Genomic DNA, 20,789 nt, shown 5'->3' with positions numbered 1-20,789 from the left:
GTCAGTTCTCCTTCTGCTGTGGTTGGACGGCCGCCCGCTGTCGATGGACGGCGGCGGTGATCCTGGTCAGCGTGTGCCGGAGCGCCACCAGCTCGTCCTCGGTCAGTCCGGTCGCCGCGGCGACCCGCCTGGGCACCTCGTCGCCGGCCTGCGGTGGACGTCAGCCCTCGGCGAGCGCGGCGAGCGCCTCCTCCACGCTGAACGCACCGGCGTACAGCGCCTTGCCGGCGATCACCCCTTCCACCCCGATCGGCTCCAGGGTGGCCAGCGCCCGCAGGTCGTCCAGTGTGGAGACGCCACCGGAGGCGATGACCGGGGCGTCCGTGCGGGCGCACACCTCGCGCAGCAGATCCAGGTTGGGGCCGCGCATCGTGCCGTCCTTGGTGATGTCGGTCACCACATACCGGGCGGCGCCCGCCTTGTCCAACCGGGCGAGAACGTCGAAGAGGTCTCCGCCGTCCCTGGTCCAGCCCCGAGCGGCGAGGGTACGGCCACGCACGTCCAGGCCGATCGCCACCCGATCCCCGTACTCGGCGACGATCCGGTCACACCACTCGGGATCCTCCAGCGCGGCCGTGCCGATATTCACCCGGGCCGCACCGGTGGCCAGGGCCGCTCGCAGCGACTCGTCGTCCCGGATGCCGCCGGACAGCTCGACGTGCACATCCAACCGAGCGACGACGTCGGCCAGCAGGGCGGCGTTCGAACCCCGCCCGAACGCCGCGTCGAGGTCCACGAGATGAATCCAGCTCGCGCCGGCCCGCTGCCAGGCCAGCGCCGCGGCCAGCGGGTCGCCGTACGCGGTCTCGCTGCCGGCCGCCCCCTGGACCAGGCGGACCGCCTGACCGTCGGCCACGTCGACGGCGGGAAGCAGGATCAGGCTCAACGTCGGTCTCCTGTCGGATCTGGGATCAGGTACGACGGCCCAACGCGATCACCACGATCGCCGGGAGGGCCAGCAGCAGGACGAGGAACAGGGCGACCCGGAGCGCCAGGTCGTCGACGAGCAACCAGATGAGCACGGCCCCGAAGGCCCCGCCCACCACGATGCCGGCCCGCTCGACCCGGGAACGGCCACCCAGCCGCGCGGTCCGGCGCCGGGGCAGCCGGGGCGTCACCGCCCGCAGTATCCCCCGGATCCGTCGGCGCCGCGCCGCCCGACGGGCCCGTACGCTCCGCTGCCGAGCCTGCTCCGCCTCCCGAGCGGCCCGCCGCCGAGCCCGCTCCTTGCTCACCGGTCACCGCCGCCGGACCGGTCGACACCGAGCCAACCGGCGAGCCAGTTACGCAGCAACAGGGCCCCGGTGTCGCCGGACTTCTCCGGATGGAACTGGGCGGCGGACAGCGGCCCCCGCTCCACCGCCGCCACGAACCGCTGCTCGTGCGTCGCGGTGGTGACCACAGCTCCCGCCCCGGTCAACCGGTCGACATCGGGCACCGCGTACGAATGGACGAAGTAGAACCGGCCACCGGCCGGCAGCTCGGCGAACAACCTCGACCCAACCGGCACCTCGACGGTGTTCCACCCCATGTGCGGCACGCGGGTCGCGGCCAACCTGGTCACCCCACCGGGCAGCAGGCCCAGCCCCTTGGTCACCACGCCATGTTCGTCGCCGTACTCGAAGAGCACCTGCATCCCCACGCAGATGCCGAGCACCGGCCGACCGGCGGCGACCCGTTCCGCGATCACCGGACCTGCGCCCAGCTCGTTGATCCCGGCCATGCAGGCGGCGTACGCGCCGACGCCGGGCACCACCAGCCCGTCGGCGGCGGCCGCGGCAGCCAGATCGTCGGTCACCACAACGTCGGCCCCGGCCCGACGCACCGCCCGTTCCGCGGACCGCAGGTTGCCCGAGCCGTAGTCGAGCACCACCACGCGGGCCATCAGCGGTCACCACCAAGCAACCAGAGCAGACCGCCGACGGTGGCCAGCAGGGCGAGCCCGGCCGTCAACACGACCGCTCCCGTGCCGGCACCCTGCCGGCGCAGCGAGATGACCCCGCCGAGCAGCGCACCGGCCAACCCGAACAGGAGGATCGGCAGGACGGTACTCACAGGACGCCCTTGGTGCTCGGGACCGCGCCGGACGAGCGCGGATCGATCGAGACCGCCTCGCGCAATGCCCGGGACACCGCCTTGAACTGCGCCTCCACCACATGGTGGGCGTCCGGGTGGCCACCCGGACGAGCCGCCCGCAGCACCTCGACGTGCAGGGTGATCCGGGCCGCCTGGCCGAACGACTCCCAGATGTGCCGGGTCATGCTTGTCGGATAGACCGACCCGATGTACGGCGCGAGCAGCGGCTCGTCGTGCACCACGTACGCCCGGCCGGACAGGTCCACCGACGCCCGGGTCAGCACCTCGTCCATCGGGATCGTGGCCGAGCCGTACCGCCGGATGCCGGCCTTGTCACCCAGCGCCTCGGCCAGCGCGGTGCCCAGGGCTATCGAGGTGTCCTCGATCGTGTGGTGCGCGTCGATCTCCAGGTCGCCGACGGTCCGCACGGTGAGGTCGAACCCGCCGTGCCGGGCGATCTGGTTCAACATGTGGTCGTAGAAGCCGACCCCGGTGCTGATCTCGGCCCGGCCGGTGCCGTCCAGGTCGAGGTCGACGAGCACCTTGGTCTCGTTTGTGGTGCGTTCGATCCGGGCGGTTCTGCTCATGGGTCAACCACTTCCATCGCGGCGAGAAAGGCGTCAGTCTCCTGCTCGGTGCCGGCGGTCACCCGCAGCCAGCCAGCCAGGCCGACGTCCCGCACCAGCACCCCCCGGTCGAGCAGCGCCTGCCAGGCCGCTCGCTGGTCGCCGCCGGTGCGGAACAGCACGAAGTTGGCGTCGCTGTCGGCGACGGTGTGGCCACGCCGGCGCAGCTCGTCGACGATCCGGTCGCGCTGTGCCTTGATCGCCTGCACCGTGGCCAGCAGGGCGTCCCGGTGCGCCAGCGCCGCGCGGGCGGCGGCCTGGGTGAGCGCGGAGAGATGGTACGGCAGCCGGACGAGTTGCACCGCGTCGACCACCGCCGGGTCGGCGGCCAGGTAGCCCAGCCGTCCACCGGCGAAGCCGAACGCCTTGCTCATCGTCCGGGTCACCACCAGTCTCGGGTGCCCGGGTAGCAGCGTCAGCGCGCTCGGTGTGCCCGGCCGGGCGAACTCGGCGTACGCCTCGTCGACAAGCACCATGCCGGGCGCCTCGGCCAGCACCGCGCTGATCACCTCCGGATGCAGCGCGGTACCGGTGGGATTGTTCGGCGAGCAGAGGATCACCACGTCCGGTCGGTGTTCCCGGACCTGCGCCGCGGCGTCCGCGGCGGTCAGGTCGAAGTCCGCGGTGCGCCGGCCGTCCCACCAGCCGGTGCCGGTGCCGAGCGCCAGCAGCGGGTGCATCGAGTACGCCGGAGTGAAGCCGAGCGCCGTTCGACCCGGGCCGCCGAACACCTGGAGCAGTTGCTGCTGCACCTCGTTGGAGCCGTTGGCCGCCCAGACGTGGGCGGCGTCGAGCCCATGGCCGAGGTACCCGGCCAGATCGGCGCGCAGCGCCAATGCGTCCCGGTCCGGATAGCGGTTGAGGTCGCGCAACTCGGCGGTGACCGCCTTGGCGATCGCCTCCACCACCGGTTCGGGTACCGGGTAGGAGTTCTCGTTGGTGTTCAGCCGCACCGGGACGGCGAGCTGTGGCGCCCCGTACGGGGTGCGACCGCGCAGGTCGTCCCGGATCGGCAGGTCGTCGAGGCTCGTCATGCCGGCCTCGACGGGGGGTCCGGGAAGCGGGCCGTCACCGCCTGGCCGTGCGCCGGCAGGTCCTCCACGGTGGCCAGGGTCACCACGTGCGGCGCGACCGCGCGCAGCGCCGCCTCGTCGTACTCGATGACGTGGATGCCGCGCAGGAACGACTGCACGGACAGCCCCGAGGAGTGCCGGGCGCAGCCGGCGGTGGGCAACACGTGGTTGGACCCGGCGCAGTAGTCGCCAAGCGACACCGGGGCGTACGGGCCAACGAAGATCGCTCCGGCGTTGCGGACCCGGAGCGCCCAGTCTCGGGCGTCCCGGGTGTGGATCTCCAGGTGCTCGGCGGCGTACGCGTCGACCACCCGCAGCCCATGGGCGAGGTCGTCGACCAGGACCGCTCCGCTCTGCTGGCCGGTCAACGCCGTGGTGATCCGTTCGGTGTGCTTGGTGGCCGGGACCTGCCGGGCCAGTTCGGACTCGACCGCGCCCACCAGGTCTGCCGACGGTGTGATCAACACACTGGCGGCCATCGGGTCGTGCTCAGCCTGGCTGATCAGGTCGGCCGCGACGTGCACCGGGTCGGCCGTGTCGTCGGCCAGCACGGCGATCTCGGTGGGGCCGGCCTCCGCGTCGATGCCGACCACCCCGCGTAGCAGGCGCTTGGCGGCGGTCACCCAGATGTTGCCCGGCCCGGTGATCATATCGACAGGTGCGCAGTGCGCCCGCCCGGTGGCGTCGACGGCCGCGCCGTAGCCGAGCATCGCGATGGCCTGGGCACCACCGACGGCGTACACCTCCTCGACCCCGAGCAGCGCGCAGGTGGCGAGCACCCGGGCGTCCGGCAGCCCGTCGTTTTCCGCCTGCGGCGGGCTGGTGACAACCAGCGACCGAACCCCGGCCTCCTGGGCCGGCACCACGTTCATCACCACTGTCGACGGGTACATGGCCAGCCCACCGGGGACGTACAGGCCGACTCGCTCGACCGGCACCCACCGCTCGGTAACCGTGCCCCCCGGCACCACCCGTGTGGTGTGGTCGGTGCGCCGCTGGTCGGCGTGTACCCGCCGGGCCCGGTCGATCGACTCGGTGAGCGCGGCGCGGACGTCGGGGTCCAGCGTGCTCTCGGCGGCGGAAATCGCCTCGGCCGGCACCCGCAGCCGGTCCAGCCGGATAGCGTCGAAGCGTTCGCCCGCCTCCTGGATCGCCGGGAACCCATGCTCCCGGACGGCCTCGACCAGCGGGCGGATCCGCTCCACGGCCGCCGACACGTCCAGCTGGGCACGGGGCAGCAGGTCCCGGGGATCACGGGAGCTGCCGCGCAGGTCGATCCGGTTCAGCACCCTTCGAGTCTAGGGGGTGTCTTGTGGATCTCCAGAACGCCGGGTTTCCCGCCAGCGGTGCCCGGCGGGCTAGGCTCGAACTGTGAGTACCCGGTTGCCATTGTTTCCGCTGGGGACCGTGCTCTTTCCCGGTCTGGTCCTGCCGCTGCACATCTTCGAGGAACGCTACCGCGACCTGGTACGCCGGCTGGTCGCCCAACCCGAGGAGACGCCGCGCGAGTTCGGCGTTATCGCCATCCGCAGCGGGTGGGAGGTGAGCCCCGACGCCGGCCGCGACGGTGACGGCAACGCGACCAACCCGACGACCCCGACCGGCGCCGTCAGCCTGTACGACGTCGGCTGCACCGCCGAACTGCGCCAGGTCACCGAGTTACCGGACGGCCGGTTCGACCTCGTCACCGTGGGCCGACGGCGGTTCCGCATCCGGTCGGTGGACGAGCACTCCGCGCCGTACCTCATGGCGGAGGTCGAGTGGCTGCCCGACTCGGCCGACCCGGCCGAGGGGGCCGACCTGCTCGCACCCCGGGTCCTGGCGGTGTTCCGGCAGTATCTCGCGCTTATCCGGCAGGATCCCGGAGAGGCGGTCGAGCAGCTTCCAGAGAACCCCACCGTGCTGTCCCATCTGGTGGCGGCGACCGCCGCCCTGACCCTGGCCGACCGGCAACGCCTGCTGGCCATTCCGGACACGGCCGAACGGCTGCGGGCGGAGTTGCGGTTGCTCAACCGGGAGTCGGCGCTGCTCCGGCAGGTCCGCGCGGTGCCCGTCCCCTTGACCGAACTGGCCCAACCGTCCAGCCCCAACTAGCCGCTCCGCCCCGGCCGCCCACGGCCGATCATGAGGTTGGCAGACATTTCGATCTCGATAACGCATGTCAACTTCATGATCAGCGAGGTGGCTCCGGGCCGAACGGTGGCTCGGGCTCCGGGCGTAGGCCGGGCCACCGGCTCCAACCGGCCAGCAGGGTGTACGTGATGACAGCCCCGAAGGCCGGCAGCAGCAGGCTGCCGTGCGGCACGGGCAGCACCCCCAGCGCCCAGTCGACACCGGCGGTACGCAGGTCCGGCGGCTTGGTGAACCGCTGTCCCTCGGGCGCGCTGTCCAGCAGCCGCCGGTAGTCCGACAGCCCGATCAGGCGACCCACCCGCCACGCGACGAGGGCCGCGCCGACCCCGCCGAACGTGAGCGCCAGCATGGCCACCGGCCCGCGCAGCCGCCGCAGCGCCACCCATACGGCGATCGCCGCCAGGATCCCGAGGCCGAGCCCGAGTAGGATGAACCAGCCGTCCGCCGCGATGAACTCCTCCGGCTCGGGCTCGGCGGCCACCGCGCCGTCCGCCGTCTTGACCAGCGGCACTCCCGGCGCCACCGCCCGCCACAACAGCCCGAACGGCAGGCCGAGCAGGACCAGGCCGACCAGCACCGCGAGCCCCGCCAGCAGCGGGTACCGCCGCGACTCCGGCACGCCGGCCGGCGGGATCAGACCCATGGGGTACGGCGGACCGGGCGTCGCCTCTGGGGGCCAGTTCCCCGGTTCGGTTGGGTGCGGGTGCTCGGCGGGAAAACTCACCCGGAGATCCTCTCAGGCGGTCGACCAGCTATGGGTGCGGGTTCGACAACGCCGGGCGACGGCGCGCCGGGCGACGACAGTGAACGACGACAGCCGGCCGCCTCGAATCTGGGCTGTCACCGAATTCAGTCGACCGCGCCAAGGTAGCTGCGGATGGCGGTCGTCAGGGTTGTGAGGGTTGACTGGGTGAGCTGTCCGGCCGGTCCGGTCACTGACGCTGGGTCGAGGGACCGCACCCGGGAGAGATCGATGACGGCCGCGGTTGGCCAGTCCTGCCGGCTGAGCGGTACGAGGAACGCGGGAGCGAGGTCGGGTGCGGCTCGTTCGCGAAGCGGGGCTACCAGGCCGTGGGCCGGGTTGTATCGATCTGCCGTGACGACGACGACCCGAAGCCGGTGGCTACCCACCAGGTATTGCAGAATGCTTCCCCGCCTCACCCGGCCACCCAGGACTCGTCATGGTGGGCGTCGAACTCGTCCAGGGCTGCTCGCTCATCCGCCCCGGCTTCGGCGTCCCAGTGCCGGTACGACTCCAGCGCCGCAGCCTCCAGGTACTCGGCCAGCGCGGCATTGACGGTAGCGGACATCGTGGCCCCGGGCGTGCGCTGCACATGGGCGGTGAGCATCCGGTCGACCTCGGGGCGCATGGACAGGGTGCGTTTGATGGCCTGCGTCATACCACCGAACACTACCACCGGGCCGTGGTAGTGTCGCACGCCGCTGGGCAGCGGCCGGCGCGACTCGTGCGCACTACGGCTTTTCGGCAGGGTGGCGATTCCTCTCCCCCTCGGGCAGAGTCCTAACTGGTGATGGAAGCTGACAAGCCTGCCCTCGACGGGCCGGGGTTCGCCGACCTGTTCGAGGCGCATCGGCGTGAGTTGCGCGCGCACTGCTATCGCATGGCCGGAGCGCTCGGCGAGGCCGAGGACCTGGTTCAGGAGACGTTCCTGCGGGCCTGGCGGTCCCGCAGCGGCTTCGAGGGACGGTCCACGGCGCGGGCCTGGCTTTTCCGGATCGCCACGAACGCCTGTCTTGATGCGCTCGCCGGACGTCACCGGCGGGTCCTGCCCTGCGATGTCGTCTCCGCGGCCGACGGCTTGCAGAGTCCGGTGCAGGTGCGTGCCGCGTGGCTGGAACCATGCCCCGAGCATCTCCTCGACCCGGCCGATGACGCGGTCGCTCGGGAGACGCTGGAGCTGACCTTCCTCGCCACCATCCAGCATCTGTCTCCCCGGCAGCGGGCCGCGTTCCTGCTGCGCGACGTGCTCGGATGGACGGCGGCGGAGACCGCCGACGCGCTTGAGGTGAGCGTCACGGCGGTGAAAAGCTCATTGCAGCGCGCGCGGGCGACGCTGCGCGATCGGCTGCCTCGCCAACGCGAGCAGTGGACGAACGGGGGCGCGGTCAGCCACGACGAGCGAGCCGTGCTGCGCCGATACGTCGAGGCGCACCGACACGGTGACCGCCAGTCCCTCGCTGACCTGCTCGCCGAGGAGCTACGCGCACAGTTCCCGCCGCTGCCGCTGTGGATCGAGGGCCGCGAGCCCTACCTCGACGGGATCCGCCGACACGCCGATCCCGGCGTCTACCAATGGGTGGAGACAGCAGCCAACCACCAGCCTGCCGTCGCCGTTTACCTGCGCGCTCCCGGTGCGCAGCGTTTCCGCCTGCGGTCGGTGCAGGTACTGAACGTGATCGGAGGCCGCATCGCCGGGATCGTCGACTTCCACGACGTGCACGTGCTCGATTCCTTTTCCCCGGCGGTCCCGTCAGAACTGGCATGAGAAAAGTTGTTCTCGCGATGCAGATGTCGCTCGACGGTTACGTGGCCGGCCCCGCAAGCCAGCTCGACTGGATGTGGCCGACTTTCACACCCGAGATGAAGGCCGACATCGTCGAGGCGATCAGGCGCACCTCCACCCAGCTCATGGGCCGCGTCACCTACGAAGCCCAGTCCGCGCACTGGCCCGATTCCACCGACGAGATAGCCCCCCTGGTCAACGACGCAGAAAAGATCGTGTTCTCCCAGACATTGTCCGAACCGCTCAGCTGGTCGGGTGCGCGTCTGGCCACCGCTGATCTCGCCACCGTGATCCAGAGGTTGCGGCGAACCGCGGGTGGCGATATCGCCTTGGTCGGCGGCTCGGTCCTCGCCCGAGCCGCCATCGGTGTCCGGCTCGTGGACGAGTACCAGCTCATCGTCCATCCGGTCACCCTGGGCGAAGGCCTCCCCCTGTTCGACGCGCCCGTGTCCCTGCACCTGCGCGACCACCGTATCTATTCCAGCGGCGCGATGCGCCTGACCTACTCGTCCTGACGTAGCGCCCGATCCGGCTGCCGGACCGATCGCCGGCAGCCGGTTCAGCTACGGTCGGGGCACGGCCATATTTTCACAGGAGGCTCATTCTCCAGAAAACCACGTACCGCGGACAAAGGTGACCGCATATGACGCCGCACCGTGATTACATGCGCGCTCATCAGCAGGACAGCGAATCGCGCGCGGGCCGCACACGCTCCTCGTTTCGTCAGCCGATCAGCCGGCGACCGCGCTCGGCCCCAGCAGCGCCTTCAGATCGGCCATCAGCGCGGTGGTCGGCGCCACCCGGGTCGGACCGAGCCGCAGCAGCGTGGCCCGCGAGCCGTTGACCAGCTTGACGTGCACCTCGGCCGATCCGGGGTGGCTGCTCAGCACCTCGCGCAGCCGTTCCACGAGCGGCGGCGTGCACCGCGACGGGGGCAGCGCCAGCACCACCGGCTTCACCTCGTCGGCGGCCGTGATGTCGGGAATCGACAGGTCCATCGCCATCAGCCGGGGCTGGTCGTCGCGCCGGTCCACCCGGCCCTTGACCACCACGATGGCGTCCTCGGCGATGTACTGCCCGACCAGCTCGTACGTGTTCGGGAAGAACAGCACCTCGACCGCGCCACCGAGGTCCTCCAGGGTGGCCGAGGCCCAGGCTCGGCCCTGCTTGGTGATCCGCCGCTGCACCCCGGACAGGATTCCGGCGAGGGTGACCACCTGGCCGTCGTTGACCCGGCCCTCCTCGTTGAGGGCGGAGATCGGCATGTCGGCCGCCTTGGCGAGGACGTGCTCGACACCGAACAGCGGGTGGTCGGAGACGTACAGGCCGAGCATCTCCCGCTCGAAGGTCAGCAGGTCGGACTTGTCCCACTCGTCGCCCGAGATCGGCGGGGTCACCACCATGCCGCCGCCGGTCTCGCCGTCGCCACCGCCGAAGGCGTCGCCGAACAGATCGTACTGACCGACCGCCTCGTTGCGCTTGAGGTGCAGGAACGAGTCGATGGCATCGGCGTGGATGGCGAGCAGACCACGACGGGTGTGGCCCATGGAGTCGAAGGCGCCAGCCTTGATCAACGATTCGATTGTCTTCTTGTTGCACGCCACCGCGTCGACCTTGCGCAGATAGTCGTAGAAGTCGGTGAAGGCGCCCTTGTCCTGCCGGCTGCGCCGGATCGACTCGACGACGTTGGTACCGACGTTGCGGACCGCCGCGAGGCCGAATCGGATGTCGTCGCCGACGGCGGCGAACCGCGCGTTGGACTCGTTCACGTCCGGCGGCAGCACCTTGATCCCCATCCGCCGGCACTCCGCCAGGTAGACCGCCATCTTGTCCTTGTCGTCGCCGACCGAGGTGAGCAACGCGGCCATGTACTCGGCCGGATAGTTGGCCTTGAGGTACGCCGTCCAGTAGGAGACCAGGCCGTACCCGGCGGTGTGCGCCTTGTTGAAGGCGTAGTCGGAGAACGGGACGAGAATGTCCCACAGCGTCTTGATCGCAGCGTCGGAGTAGCCGTTGGCCTTCATGCCGTTCGAGAACGGCACGAACTCCTTGTCCAGGATCTCCTTCTTCTTCTTACCCATCGCCCGACGCAGCAGGTCCGCCTGTCCCAGCGAGTAGCCGGCCAGTTGCTGGGCGATCGCCATGACCTGCTCCTGATAGACGATCAACCCGTAGGTGTCGCCCAGGATCTCTTCCAGCGGCTCGGCCAGCTCGGGGTGGATCGGCACCACCGGTTTGCGACCGTTCTTGCGGTCGGCGTACTCGTTGTGCGCGTTGGCGCCCATCGGACCGGGCCGGTAGAGCGCCAGGACCGCGGAGATGTCCTCGAAGTTGTCCGGCACCATCGACCGCAGCAGCGCCCGCATCGGCCCGCCGTCGAGCTGGAACACACCGAGCGTGTCGCCCCGGGCCAGCAACTGGTAGGCGGGCTTGTCGTCCAGCGCCAGTTCTTCGAGCACCAGGTCGACGCCCCGGTTCTCCTTGATGGAGTCCAGGCAGTCGTCCATGATCGTAAGGTTGCGCAGCCCGAGGAAGTCCATCTTCAGCAGGCCGATGGTCTCGCAGGCACCCATGTCCCACTGGGTGATGATCGCGCCGTCCTGCTCCCGCTTGTGGATCGGCAGCACGTCGATCAACGGGTCACGGGACAGGATCACACCGGCCGCGTGCACGCCCCACTGCCGCTTGAGGCCCTCCAGCCCCTTGGCCGTGTCGACGATCTTCTGCACCTCGGCGTCCGATTCGTACAGCTGCCGGAACTCCGCCGCCTCGGGATAGCGCGGGTGCTTCGGGTCGAAGATGCCCGACAGCGGGATGTCCTTGCCCATCACCGCCGGCGGCATCGCCTTGGTGATCCGGTCGCCCATCGCGAACGGTTGACCGAGCACCCGGGCCGCGTCCTTGATCGCCGCCTTCGCCTTGATGGTGCCGTACGTGATGATCTGCGAGACCCGGTCGTCGCCGTACTTCTCCGTCGCGTACCGGATCATGTCGCCGCGCCGGCGCTCGTCGAAGTCCATGTCGATGTCCGGCATGGACACCCGGTCGGGGTTGAGGAACCGCTCGAACAGCAGGCCGTGCGACATGGGATCCAGTTCGGTGATGCCCAGGGCGTACGCGATAAGCGCACCGGCCGCCGAACCCCGGCCCGGCCCGACCCGGATGCCCTCCCGCTTGGCATACGCGACGAGGTCGGCGGTGACCAGGAAGTAGCCCGGGAAGCCCATCTTGAGGATCACGTCGAGTTCGTACTCGGCCTGCTGGCGCCGATCCTCCGGCACCCCGGCCGGGAACCGTCGCTCCAACCCGCGCAGGACCTCCTTGCGCAGCCAGGACTCCTCGGTCTCGCCGGCCGGCACCGGGAACTGCGGCATCAGCTTGCGGGAGGCGAACACCTCGGCGTAGTCGCCGATCCGCTCGGCGATCTCCAGGGTGTTGTCACACGCCCCCGGGACCTGGTTGTCCCACAACTGGCGCATCTCGGCCGGCGACTTCACGTAGTAGCTGCGGCCCTCGAGCTTGAACCGCTTGGGGTCGGCCATCGTCGAGCCGGACTGCACGCAGAGCAGCACCTCGTGCGCGTCGGCGTCCTTCTCGAACGTGTAGTGCAGGTCGTTCGTGGCCAGCGGCTTGAGGTTCAGCTTCTGGCCGAGCCGCAGCAGGTCGTCCCGGACCCGGGTCTCGATGCCCAGACCGTGATCCATCAGCTCCAGGTAGTAGTTGTCCGGCCCGAAGATGTCCCGAAACTCCCCGGCCGACTCGCACGCCTTGTCGAAGTTGCCGATCCGCAGCCAGGTCTGCACCTCGCCGGACGGGCAGCCGGTCGTCGCGATGATCCCCTTGCCGTACTCGTGTAGCAGCTCACGGTCGGCCCGCGGCTTGTAGAAGAAGCCCTCGAGGCTGGACCGGGAGCTGAGCCGGAACAGGTTGCGCAGCCCGTCGGCGTCCGCGGCCAGCATTGTCATGTGGGTGTACGCGCCACCGCCGGAGACGTCGTTCTCGCCGCCGTCGGCCCACCGGACCCGGGTCCGGTCACCCCGGTGGGTGCCTGGCGTCACGTACGCCTCCAGCCCGATGATCGGCTTGACGCCGGCACCGGTGGCCTGCTTGTGGAAGTCGTACGCGCCGAACAGGTTGCCGTGGTCGGTCATCGCCAACGCGGGCATGCCGAGCCGGTTGGTCTCGGCGAAGAGTTCCTTGAGCCGGGCGGCCCCGTCGAGCATCGAGTACTCGGTGTGCACGTGCAGGTGCACGAACGAGTCAGCCACCCGGAGCCCCCCTCTCCTCGCCGGCGCGCCCCCTCCAGCCGCCGCCGGTCCCCGAGCCTAGCCCTCGGACGGCCGCAGATGCAGGGTTGACACGGCGCCGGATCGGGTGATCCATCTTCCACCGCCGGGGGCCGGCGTCCGCGCCACGCAAACGGCGTGTGCTCAGCGGACGAAGGGCTCGACCATCACCGCGGCCGCCTGCAGCCAGGCGTCCCGGGTGTCGGCCTGGAGCTGCGCGTACTCGATCGAGGAACCGGTCTCCAGTGCCGGGTCGTACGGCACCACAGCCACCGCCCTGGTCCGGGTGAGGAAATGCCGCCGCAGGTCGTCCAGGAGCGGGGACCGGCCCGGCGTCGGGCAGGATAGCAGGGTCACCGCGTTGTCGGCGAGTTCCCCCATACCCACCTCGTGCAGGTGGTCGAGCATCCAGTCGGCGGTGAACGCCGCGTCTTCCCGCGGCACCGTGGTGACCACCAGTTGATCCGCCGCCCGCAACACGGTCTGCCAGTTCGGGCTCTCCACGTTGTTACCGGTGTCCACGCAGATGACGTTGTGCGTCCGCCGCAGCAGGTCGAGGACCCGGCGCACGGTGTGCTGATCGAGACGGTGCGCGAAGCGGGAGTTCTCCTCGCCGGCCAGCACGTCGTACGAGCCGTCGGCGGCGTGCCGCAGGTAGTCGTCCAGCCGCTCGGTCAGCTCTGGCCCCTGGCTCGCCTCGATCAACATCAGGTCTGCGATCAGGTGCCTGATGGTGCGCGCGTGCCGGGCACTGCCCGCCCGCAGGCCCAGCGTGCCGCGCAGCTCGTTGTCGTCCCAGGCCAGCACGCCGCGTCCACGTACGCTGCCGATCGAGGCCGCCGCCAGGACGGTGGCCGTGGTCTTGTGCACCCCGCCCTTCGGGTTGGCGAACGCCAACACCCGCGGCCGGTCGATCTCCCGTCCCAGTACGTTTATCGAACGCTCGGTCTCGTCGTCGGTACGGCCCGGCCGGGGCACGGCCGGCCGTTGGTAGCCGGCGCCCGGCGTAGCCCGACCCGACGCGGGACGGACCGCGGCCGTACCGGCCGGACCCGTCTGGACCGGACCGGGCGGGACGACCGGCGCGGCGCCGGTCACCGGCGCGACAGTGGCTCGGGCGGCGGGAACCCGGGCGGTGCCGGCCGGGCCGCTGCCCACGACCGGTGCCGACGCGAAGCCGCCCGGCGACGCCCGTCCCGCGGCACCCGGTGGCGGCGTCGCCCGTCCCGCGGCGCCCAGCGGCGGCGGAGCCGGCTCGGGCCGCACCCGGCCCCGTTCCGCCGGCTCCGTCCACGGGCGACCCTGCTCGGCCGGTTCCGTCCACGGGCGACCCTGCTCGGCCGGTTCCGTCCACGGGCGACCCTGCTCGGCCGGTTCCGTCCAGGGGCGGCTCTGCTCGGCCGGTTCCGTCCACGGGCGGCTCTGCTCGGCCGGCTCCGCCCGGACCCGACCCCGCTCCGCGGGTTCTGCCCACGGACGAACCGGCCCGGCCGGCTCGGGCCGCGCCCGACCCGGCTCAGGTGACTCGGAACGGAGCCGCCCCCGCTCCGCCGACTCCGTCCACGGACGAACCGGCTCGACCGGCTCGGCCCACGCTCTGCCGGGTTCGGCCGCCGGCGACGGCTCCACGGATGGCGCCGGATAGCCGTTGTCGATCGGCGGGTACCGCGACTCGCCCGACGACCAGTCCGGTTTCCCGGTGTCGTAGTCCGCCTCCAGCGCGGCGTACCGGGACCGGCCGCGGTCGTCGGTCTCGCCCGGGAAGCCCCGGCGCTCCTCCTCGGCGGTGAGATCGCGGAGCGCGGCGTAGCGCGACTCGCTCAGCTGTCGGGCAGCGGCCAGGTCGGTTACCTCCGGCCCACCGGACGGCTCGTCCCCGAAGAAGCCCCCACCCTCGAAATCGCTCTCCGGATAGTGGGCCCGGGCCGGCCGGCCGCCGGGCCACGGCCGCTCACCCGGCGTCACCGGCGGCTCGTTGCCGTATCCGCCCGTCTCCCGACCACCATTCGGCGCGGAACGCCGGCCCTCCGGACCCGTCGCACGGTCCCTGGCGTCGTCGCCCCGGCGGCCCTCCGGCTCGGCCGACGCGGCGGAGCGACCGCCTCTGGCCCGGTCGAGCAGCGCCCGCCAACGCGGCGCAGGCTCCGCCGGGCGGCCCCAGCCGTTGTCGGTGCCGTCCACGGCTCGCCCTCCCCAGCGCGATCGATCCCGCCTGACAGGCTACGAACGAAACCCTATCCGGGCCACACCAGGGGCCCGCAGACTACCGTTTCGCCCCACGGATACGGAAGTGCCGGATGCCGCCACCGTCACGTAGCGCTGCCGGTCGGTGTCGTATCCGCCCAGGTCAGGCCGGTTGACGCGGACGGTGGCACGGCCTCGCTGGCGGTCTCCTCCACGGGAGACGACGAGCCGCGCTCCGTCGGCGACGAGGATCCGCCGGCCGGCGGCGACAAGGATCCCCCGGCCGGCGGCGGCGAAGATCCCCCGGCCGGCGGGGTCGACGAGGGATCCCCGGTCGGCGGGGAGACGGTTCCCCCCGGGCCGGTCGGGTACGACGGCGCGGGCGGCAGCGGCGGTGTGGAGGTGTCGTCCGGGGTTCCGATCGGTGGTGGAGCTGCCGGGTCGGCGGCGCTCGACCCGGGCATGGCCGAGTCGAGCGGCGGGCGAGCGACGTCGGTCTGCTCCGGCAGGGGCGGCGTGAAGACCGCCCGGTCCAGCCGGGTCACCTCCGGCGCCGGGTCCACGGCCCGCACGCCCGGCCGGTCGGCGACCCGACGCAGCGCCCGCGGGGTGGCCCGGACCACCGCCGCGTACAGGCAGGAGCAGCCGGCCCGGTAGCCGGTGGCCTCGGCCGCGGCGACCCGGGCGCTGGCCTCGTAGAAGATCCGCAGCTCCTGCTGCTCGCGACCGGCCCCGCGGACGGCCGCACCGCGCTCGGCGTAGTCCCGGGCCTCGCGGTCCTTGCGGCCGGCCATCTCGGCCATCCCGGCCAGCGCGTCGTCCGGCAGGCGCAGCACCGGGATCCGGACAATCTGCGTCTGTACGCCGGCGAGCGGCACCCGGCCGAAGACCTCGGCGACCGGCGCCCCGGCGAGGGTCGGCGCGAGTCGGTCCGGCGGGACGTAGCGATCGAGGGTCACCAGGGCGTACGTCTCGATAGCCGGCTCGCCCGGCCCGGCGAGCGCCGCGAGCTGGCCCTCGGCCGACTCGACGTATCGCGGGATGGAATCGCCCTGGGCCACCCCGACCCGGGCCACCTCACCGACGGTGGGATCGCCCGCGGGCCGCCGATCGACCGCCCACACGGCGGTGGCCAGCACGGCCGCCACGGACAGCACAGCCGTCCAGGACAGGACGCGTAGCCGCAGCGGGCCCTGGCCGACCTCGGCGAGGACCCTGGACAGCCGGGGCAGCACCTGCCCGTCAAGCTGCCGCAACAGGTCGCCAGCGCGCACGGAAAGCCACTCCCTGTCGGTGGGCGGTTCGATGGCGAAGCCGCGCTCAGTCACGCAGGACGGCGAGCGCATGCTCCAGATCGTCAGGGTAGTCGCTGACGAAGCGAACCGGCTCCGCCGTACGGGGGTGTAGGAAACCGAGCGCACGGGCATGCAACCACTGTCTGGTCAGTCCCAACCTGGCGGCCAACGTCGGATCCGCACCGTACGTCAGGTCACCCACGCATGGGTGGCGCAGGGTGGAGAGGTGCACCCGGATCTGGTGCGTCCGCCCGGTCTCCAGCCGTACGTCGACCAGGCTCGCGGCCGGGAACGCCTCGATGGTGTCGTAATGGGTGACGCTGGGCTTGCCGCCGGAGACGACCGCCCACCGGTAGTCGTGATGCGGGTGCCGGTCGATCGGCGCGTCGACGGTCCCGCGTAACGGGTCGAGATGGCCCTGCACGACGGCGTGGTAGCGCTTGTCCACCTCGCGCTCCTTGAAGGCCCGCTTGAGCACGCTGTACGCCAGCTCGCTCTTGGCCACGACCATTATTCCGGTGGTACCCACGTCGAGCCGGTGCACCACTCCCTGCCGCTCCGCGGCGCCGCCGGTGGCGATCGTGTGGCCGATGGCGGCGAGGCCACCCACGACGGTCGGCCCGGTCCAGCCGGGGCTGGGGTGTGCCGCGACCCCGACGGGCTTGTCCACCGCCACGATGTCGTCGTCGGCGTACACCACCCGCAGGCCGGGAACCGCCTGCGGCACCACCCTCGGCGGTGCGGGCGGCGCCGGCAGGGTGACCTCCAGCCAGGAGCCGGCGCTCACCTTGTCGGATTTCGGACGCGGCACGCCGTCCACCCGGGCATCCCCGGCTTCGACAAGCGCCGCGGCGACGGTCCGGGACAACCCGAACAACCGGGAGACCGCCTGGTCCAGACGCATCCCGTCGAGCCCGTCCGGCACCGGCAGGCTGCGGTGGTCGCCAGCCGGACCCGGCGCGTCGTACGTCGAGGTCACGCGCGCTCCTCCCGGTCACTCACGGGCGGCTCACCGGCCGACGGCTCACCGGCGGGCGGCGAGGCGGCCGGCGGCGAGGCGGCGTGCCGCCGGGACGGGAGCCGGCTGCCGTCCCGCTGGCGGCCGGTCAGCTCGAGCAGGACCGCGAGCACCACACCACAGAACAGTGCGCTGTCGGCGATGTTGAAGATCGGGAAGTACTGCCCATAGGGGCCGAACACGCTGATCATGTCGACCACGTGTCCGACGAACGGCCCCGGCTCCCGGAAGATCCGGTCGTTGAGGTTTCCCAGCGCACCGCCGAGCACCAGCCCGAGCGAGACCGCCCAGGGCAGCGACCGCACCTTGGCCGCCATCCAGACGATCCAACCCACCACCCCGATGGCGATGATCGGGAAGACCCAGGTGTAGTCGGCACCGATGCTCCACGCCGCGCCGCTGTTACGGGTCAGGCTGAGATGGACCAGACCGCCGAGGATCCGGACGGGTTCCCCCGGGGTGAGTCCGCTGATCGCCCACTGTTTGGTGCCGAAGTCGAGGAGCAGGGCGAGCGCCGCGATGGACAGCAGGACGCCGATCGCCCGCCGGCGCCGGGCCGGCGGGCGATCGGCGGTCGCGGGTGGAACGGGCCGTGCCTCGGTCATCTGCTCCCCATCGACGTACGCGGACGCGGTAAACGTGCCGGCGACGGGGCTGCTGGCGGGCCCTAGCGCCGTTCCTCCAACTGCTTGCACTTCACGCACAGGGTGGCCGACGGGAAGGCCGCGAGGCGCTCGACCGGGATCGGGTCGCCACACCGCTCGCACCAGCCGTAGTTGCCCTGGTCGAGCCGCTCCAACGCCCGCTCCACCTGCGTGATCCGCTCAAGGATGCCGTTGGCGAGGGAGATCTCCTGCTCCCGCTCGAGGGTCTTGGTGCCGGTATCGGCCTGGTCGTCGCCGGCCGAGTCGGTCAGTCGCTCGCGCTGCAGCTCGGTGATCTCGCTCAGCGTCTGATCGTACTCGCCACGCAACTCGTCCCGGCGGGCCGCCAGTGCGGCCCGGATCTTCTCGGTCTCCGCGGCGGTGCGGGTGCCCCGCGCCGGCTTACGGTTCGCGGTCCTGGTGTCGGCTGGCTTCGCCATCGTCGCTCCCTTGGCCGCGGTCCCGCGGCGATCGGCGGTGCGCCTGGCAACCGCGTCCCCCCAGATGCACAACGGGGCGCGCGACGGACGTCGCGCACTCCGGAGGTTGGCAAGAATACGGAACGTACAGACGTCCGACAACGTGCCGCACCGATGTGTCGCATCTCAACCCGAAGCACTTCGCAAATCCGGGCAAAGCGACGCTAGCAGATCACCGATCCGCTTCATTGCCGTACTCGCCAAACCAGCGGGCCAGCCGGCCCCGCCGGCTGACCGCCCGCAGCCGCCGCTCGGCCACGTCCCGGCTCTCGGCGGTCGCCACGATGAGCAGACTGTCGCCAGTACGCAGCCGGGTGTCCGGACCGGGCACGAACCCGTTGCCATCGCGCAACACCAGCGTGACCGAGGCGCCGACCGGCAGACGCAGTTCGTCCACGTGCACTCCGGCCAACCGCGAACCGGGCGGGATCTCCAGTTGCAGCAGGTCGGCCCGCATCCGGTCGAGCGGCGCCGTCTCCACCCGAACCTCCGCCGCCTCCGCGGGAGCGGTCACCCGCAGCCGCCGAGCGGCCGGGGCCAGGGTGCCCGCCTGGAGCATCGTGAAGATCACGACGAGCACGAAGACCACGTCGAACAGCCGCTCCGCCCCCGGCACCCCGTACGACAGCGGAATGGTCGCGAACACGATCGGCACCGCGCCCCGCAATCCGCCCCAGGACAGGAACGCCTGCTCTCGCGGGCCGACCCGGAACGGTGTGGCGGAAACCAGCACCGACAAGGGCCTGGCCAGCAGGACCAGGGCGAGCCCGGCCACCACGGCCGGGAACACCGCGGAGCCCAACCGGTCCGGTGAGACGAGCAGACCCAGCAACACGAACAGACCGATCTGGGCGAGCCAGGCCAGGCCGTCCGCGAACCCCAGAATCGCCTGTCGGTGCGGCAGCCGAGCGTTGCCCAGCACCACGCCGGCGACGTACACGGCGAGGAATCCGGAGGCGTGCAGTACGGTGCCGACCCCGTATGCCAGCACGGTGAAGCCGACCGCGGCGATCGGGTACAGACCCGCGGCGGGAAGCGCCGCCTGGCGCAGCGCCCGCCTGCCCACCACGGCCACCACGAAGCCGACTGCCCCACCGGCCACCAGCTCGTAGCCGATCACCAAACCTTCCACCCACCAGCTGTGCGCCCCCGTGGGCTCGACGGACAGCAGCAGCACCAGCAGGACCACCGGGGCGTCGTTCATCCCCGACTCGGCCTCCAGGGTCGCCACCAGCCGCGGCGGCAGCCGCAACCGGCGCAGCGTGGCGAACACGGCGGCCGCGTCGGTTGACGAGAGCACCGCGCCGTACAGCAGGGCCAGCCGCCAGGACAGGTCGAGCAGGAAATGGGCGGTCACTCCCACCACGACGACGCTGACCAGGACGCCGACGGTGGCCAACGTGGCGGACACGCCCAACACGGGTCGCAGGGTGCTCCACCTGGCGGTGAGCCCACCCTCGGCGATGATCACGATGAGCGCGCAGAACCCGAGGACCCGGGTCAGCTCCGCGTCGTCGAACTGGATCCCGAGCCCGGCCTCACCGATCGCCACCCCCAACGCGAGGTAGACCAGCAGGCTGGGAACGCCGAACCGGGTGGACAGCCGGACCGCGCCGACGGCGACCAGCAGCACGAGCGCGCCGATCAGCAGCGCGACATCCAACGAGCCCGTCATGACCGCCCGGTCATCCTGCCGCCCCGGGGGGAAGACCTGTGTCAACGTCCTCGGTCGAGCCGTTCGCGGTGCGCCACCGGCCGGCCAGGGGCTCTGACACAGGCCTAGCCGCGGCGCGGGCCGGCGAGCAGCGCGGTGTCGGGCTCGCACATGGAGCATGGGGTGAAGCCGAGATCCAGCGCCTCGTTCACCGGCACCGGCTCGCTGGTCCGCCCGACCAGATGCGGGCAGCCGGCGACGTGGTATCGCGGTCGACCGTCCACCACCAGGACGTCGTCGGTCAGGCGGGCCACCCGGTCCGCGTCAGTCGCGGGCACGAACTGGGCCGCGGGTTCGTCGACCGGGTCGGCGTCCGGCACCGCGTCGGATGGCGGATCCGCCGGCGCCCATTCGGTGCCGTCCGATGGGCGGGACTGCTGGACCGGGATCGGGTGGCCGGCGGTGGTGGCCCCGGCCGAGGCGGCCCGGGCCGCCGAGGCGGGTTGCGCGGTGGCGCCTCGACCCGGCCGGCCGTCACCGGAACGGCGCCAACCGAAGCGGCCCCCGACGCCGGTGCCTCCCCCACGGGGAGTGGCTGCCGCCGAGCGACCGGCGCGGGCGGCCTGCCGGGCGCCGACCACCAGCGCCAGGGCGGCCAACAGGCTGGCCGCGATGGAACTGATCAACAAGGTGCTCGAACCGTCCGCGAGGCCGAGCACGAGCAGGGCAATGGCGACGAGGATGAGCAGCAGGCTTCCCACTATCATTGCTCACCCCCGCCGCGTCGTCCCGATGG

Annotated in this window: 22 protein-coding genes; 3 read left to right on the top strand and 19 right to left on the bottom strand. The window is 71.6% G+C overall.

What is annotated here, in order from left to right; genetic code table 11:
• Window position 1 precedes the first annotated feature (1 nt).
• From ACFQUZ_RS19275 to hisD, 8 genes are read right to left on the bottom strand one after another with little or no spacing between them, the layout of a single operon-like run.
• The gene (locus tag ACFQUZ_RS19275) at window positions 2-136 is read right to left on the bottom strand and encodes a hypothetical protein (RefSeq protein WP_377444007.1); all 135 of its coding nucleotides are present in this window, start codon (window positions 134-136) and stop codon (window positions 2-4) included.
• 24 nt (window positions 137-160) lie between these two features.
• Entirely contained in the window at window positions 161-886 is a 726-nt protein-coding gene (priA, locus tag ACFQUZ_RS19270; RefSeq protein WP_377444005.1) for a bifunctional 1-(5-phosphoribosyl)-5-((5-phosphoribosylamino)methylideneamino)imidazole-4-carboxamide isomerase/phosphoribosylanthranilate isomerase PriA, read from the bottom strand.
• Between the two features lie 25 nt (window positions 887-911).
• On the bottom strand, window positions 912-1,235 hold the full coding sequence (locus ACFQUZ_RS19265) for a hypothetical protein (protein ID WP_377444003.1): 324 nt from the start codon (window positions 1,233-1,235) through the stop codon (window positions 912-914).
• Window positions 1,232-1,885 (bottom strand): imidazole glycerol phosphate synthase subunit HisH, encoded by a 654-nt coding sequence (gene hisH / locus ACFQUZ_RS19260; protein ID WP_377444001.1) that lies wholly within the window; start codon window positions 1,883-1,885, stop codon window positions 1,232-1,234. The genes ACFQUZ_RS19265 and hisH overlap by 4 nt, the downstream gene beginning before the upstream one ends.
• Window positions 1,885-2,055 (bottom strand): hypothetical protein, encoded by a 171-nt coding sequence (locus tag ACFQUZ_RS19255; RefSeq protein ID WP_377443999.1) that lies wholly within the window; start codon window positions 2,053-2,055, stop codon window positions 1,885-1,887. Before ACFQUZ_RS19255 ends, hisH begins: the two co-directional genes overlap by 1 nt.
• Window positions 2,052-2,663, bottom strand: coding sequence for an imidazoleglycerol-phosphate dehydratase HisB (hisB, locus tag ACFQUZ_RS19250; RefSeq protein ID WP_377443998.1), 612 nt, complete (start codon window positions 2,661-2,663; stop codon window positions 2,052-2,054). Before hisB ends, ACFQUZ_RS19255 begins: the two co-directional genes overlap by 4 nt.
• Window positions 2,660-3,736 (bottom strand): histidinol-phosphate transaminase, encoded by a 1,077-nt coding sequence (locus tag ACFQUZ_RS19245; RefSeq protein WP_377443996.1) that lies wholly within the window; start codon window positions 3,734-3,736, stop codon window positions 2,660-2,662. The genes hisB and ACFQUZ_RS19245 overlap by 4 nt, the downstream gene beginning before the upstream one ends.
• Complete coding sequence (gene hisD / locus ACFQUZ_RS19240) at window positions 3,733-5,064, bottom strand: histidinol dehydrogenase (protein ID WP_377443994.1); 1,332 nt, start codon at window positions 5,062-5,064, stop codon at window positions 3,733-3,735. Before hisD ends, ACFQUZ_RS19245 begins: the two co-directional genes overlap by 4 nt.
• An 82-nt stretch (window positions 5,065-5,146) precedes the next feature.
• On the opposite strand from hisD, the gene ACFQUZ_RS19235 reads away from it, so the two are divergent.
• Window positions 5,147-5,869, top strand: coding sequence for an LON peptidase substrate-binding domain-containing protein (locus ACFQUZ_RS19235; RefSeq protein ID WP_377443992.1), 723 nt, complete (start codon window positions 5,147-5,149; stop codon window positions 5,867-5,869).
• A gap of 79 nt (window positions 5,870-5,948) precedes the next feature.
• On the opposite strand, the gene ACFQUZ_RS19230 is transcribed toward ACFQUZ_RS19235, so the two are convergent.
• The 3 genes from ACFQUZ_RS19230 to ACFQUZ_RS19220 form a co-directional block, all read right to left on the bottom strand.
• On the bottom strand, window positions 5,949-6,632 hold the full coding sequence (locus ACFQUZ_RS19230; protein WP_377443991.1) for a DUF2567 domain-containing protein: 684 nt from the start codon (window positions 6,630-6,632) through the stop codon (window positions 5,949-5,951).
• A 125-nt stretch (window positions 6,633-6,757) separates the two neighbouring features.
• The gene (locus ACFQUZ_RS19225) at window positions 6,758-7,069 is read right to left on the bottom strand and encodes a type II toxin-antitoxin system PemK/MazF family toxin (protein WP_377443989.1); all 312 of its coding nucleotides are present in this window, start codon (window positions 7,067-7,069) and stop codon (window positions 6,758-6,760) included.
• On the bottom strand, window positions 7,066-7,308 hold the full coding sequence (locus ACFQUZ_RS19220; protein ID WP_377443988.1) for a hypothetical protein: 243 nt from the start codon (window positions 7,306-7,308) through the stop codon (window positions 7,066-7,068). The genes ACFQUZ_RS19225 and ACFQUZ_RS19220 overlap by 4 nt, the downstream gene beginning before the upstream one ends.
• Before the next feature lie 132 nt (window positions 7,309-7,440).
• Here ACFQUZ_RS19220 and ACFQUZ_RS19215 point away from each other — a divergent pair, with 132 nt between their 5' ends.
• Together ACFQUZ_RS19215 and ACFQUZ_RS19210 are read left to right on the top strand one after the other, a co-directional pair.
• Window positions 7,441-8,415, top strand: a complete 975-nt coding sequence (locus ACFQUZ_RS19215; protein ID WP_377444060.1) for an RNA polymerase subunit sigma-70 — start codon at window positions 7,441-7,443, stop codon at window positions 8,413-8,415.
• Window positions 8,412-8,948, top strand: coding sequence for a dihydrofolate reductase family protein (locus tag ACFQUZ_RS19210; protein WP_377443986.1), 537 nt, complete (start codon window positions 8,412-8,414; stop codon window positions 8,946-8,948). Before ACFQUZ_RS19215 ends, ACFQUZ_RS19210 begins: the two co-directional genes overlap by 4 nt.
• 216 nt (window positions 8,949-9,164) lie before the next feature.
• Here the strand turns inward: ACFQUZ_RS19210 and dnaE are convergent, their stop codons facing one another.
• The 8 genes from dnaE to ACFQUZ_RS19170 form a co-directional block, all read right to left on the bottom strand.
• Entirely contained in the window at window positions 9,165-12,701 is a 3,537-nt protein-coding gene (gene dnaE, locus ACFQUZ_RS19205) for a DNA polymerase III subunit alpha (RefSeq protein WP_377443984.1), read from the bottom strand.
• A 162-nt stretch (window positions 12,702-12,863) separates the two neighbouring features.
• Entirely contained in the window at window positions 12,864-14,348 is a 1,485-nt protein-coding gene (locus ACFQUZ_RS19200; protein ID WP_377444058.1) for an ATPase, read from the bottom strand.
• 680 nt (window positions 14,349-15,028) lie between these two features.
• Window positions 15,029-16,249 carry a hypothetical protein gene (locus tag ACFQUZ_RS19195; protein WP_377443983.1) on the bottom strand — a complete coding sequence of 407 codons (1,221 nt, stop codon included), beginning with the start codon at window positions 16,247-16,249 and terminating at the stop codon, window positions 15,029-15,031.
• Window positions 16,224-17,102 (bottom strand): RluA family pseudouridine synthase, encoded by an 879-nt coding sequence (locus ACFQUZ_RS19190; protein ID WP_377444056.1) that lies wholly within the window; start codon window positions 17,100-17,102, stop codon window positions 16,224-16,226. Before ACFQUZ_RS19190 ends, ACFQUZ_RS19195 begins: the two co-directional genes overlap by 26 nt.
• A 71-nt stretch (window positions 17,103-17,173) precedes the next feature.
• Window positions 17,174-17,821, bottom strand: a complete 648-nt coding sequence (gene lspA / locus ACFQUZ_RS19185) for a signal peptidase II (RefSeq protein ID WP_377443981.1) — start codon at window positions 17,819-17,821, stop codon at window positions 17,174-17,176.
• A 62-nt stretch (window positions 17,822-17,883) separates the two neighbouring features.
• On the bottom strand, window positions 17,884-18,300 hold the full coding sequence (locus ACFQUZ_RS19180) for a TraR/DksA family transcriptional regulator (RefSeq protein ID WP_377443979.1): 417 nt from the start codon (window positions 18,298-18,300) through the stop codon (window positions 17,884-17,886).
• Between the two features lie 211 nt (window positions 18,301-18,511).
• Window positions 18,512-20,014 carry a potassium/proton antiporter gene (locus ACFQUZ_RS19175; RefSeq protein WP_377443977.1) on the bottom strand — a complete coding sequence of 501 codons (1,503 nt, stop codon included), beginning with the start codon at window positions 20,012-20,014 and terminating at the stop codon, window positions 18,512-18,514.
• Window positions 20,015-20,118: 104 nt separating this feature from the next.
• Complete coding sequence (locus ACFQUZ_RS19170) at window positions 20,119-20,760, bottom strand: hypothetical protein (protein WP_377443975.1); 642 nt, start codon at window positions 20,758-20,760, stop codon at window positions 20,119-20,121.
• Window positions 20,761-20,789 lie beyond the last annotated feature (29 nt).

Source organism: Plantactinospora sp. GCM10030261 (assembly GCF_042666615.1).
Classification (GTDB): Bacteria; Actinomycetota; Actinomycetes; order Mycobacteriales; family Micromonosporaceae; genus KBS50.
This window is presented reverse-complemented; position numbering and strand designations above follow the sequence as displayed.

Excerpts from the sequence above, each read along its gene's own strand:
- lspA (WP_377443981.1), bottom strand. The coding sequence starts at position 17,821 with ATGACCGAGGCACGGCCCGTTCCACCCGCGACCGCCGATCGCCCGCCG.
- ACFQUZ_RS19190 (WP_377444056.1), bottom strand. The coding sequence starts at position 17,102 with ATGCGTCTGGACCAGGCGGTCTCCCGGTTGTTCGGGTTGTCCCGGACC.
- ACFQUZ_RS19220 (WP_377443988.1), bottom strand. The coding sequence starts at position 7,308 with ATGACGCAGGCCATCAAACGCACCCTGTCCATGCGCCCCGAGGTCGAC.
- hisB (WP_377443998.1), bottom strand. The coding sequence starts at position 2,663 with ATGAGCAGAACCGCCCGGATCGAACGCACCACAAACGAGACCAAGGTG.
- ACFQUZ_RS19180 (WP_377443979.1), bottom strand. The coding sequence starts at position 18,300 with ATGGCGAAGCCAGCCGACACCAGGACCGCGAACCGTAAGCCGGCGCGG.
- ACFQUZ_RS19170 (WP_377443975.1), bottom strand. The coding sequence starts at position 20,760 with ATGATAGTGGGAAGCCTGCTGCTCATCCTCGTCGCCATTGCCCTGCTC.
- ACFQUZ_RS19215 (WP_377444060.1), top strand. The coding sequence starts at position 7,441 with ATGGAAGCTGACAAGCCTGCCCTCGACGGGCCGGGGTTCGCCGACCTG.
- ACFQUZ_RS19210 (WP_377443986.1), top strand. The coding sequence starts at position 8,412 with ATGAGAAAAGTTGTTCTCGCGATGCAGATGTCGCTCGACGGTTACGTG.
- hisH (WP_377444001.1), bottom strand. The coding sequence starts at position 1,885 with ATGGCCCGCGTGGTGGTGCTCGACTACGGCTCGGGCAACCTGCGGTCC.
- ACFQUZ_RS19175 (WP_377443977.1), bottom strand. The coding sequence starts at position 20,014 with ATGACGGGCTCGTTGGATGTCGCGCTGCTGATCGGCGCGCTCGTGCTG.
- ACFQUZ_RS19195 (WP_377443983.1), bottom strand. The coding sequence starts at position 16,249 with ATGCGCTCGCCGTCCTGCGTGACTGAGCGCGGCTTCGCCATCGAACCG.
- ACFQUZ_RS19245 (WP_377443996.1), bottom strand. The coding sequence starts at position 3,736 with ATGACGAGCCTCGACGACCTGCCGATCCGGGACGACCTGCGCGGTCGC.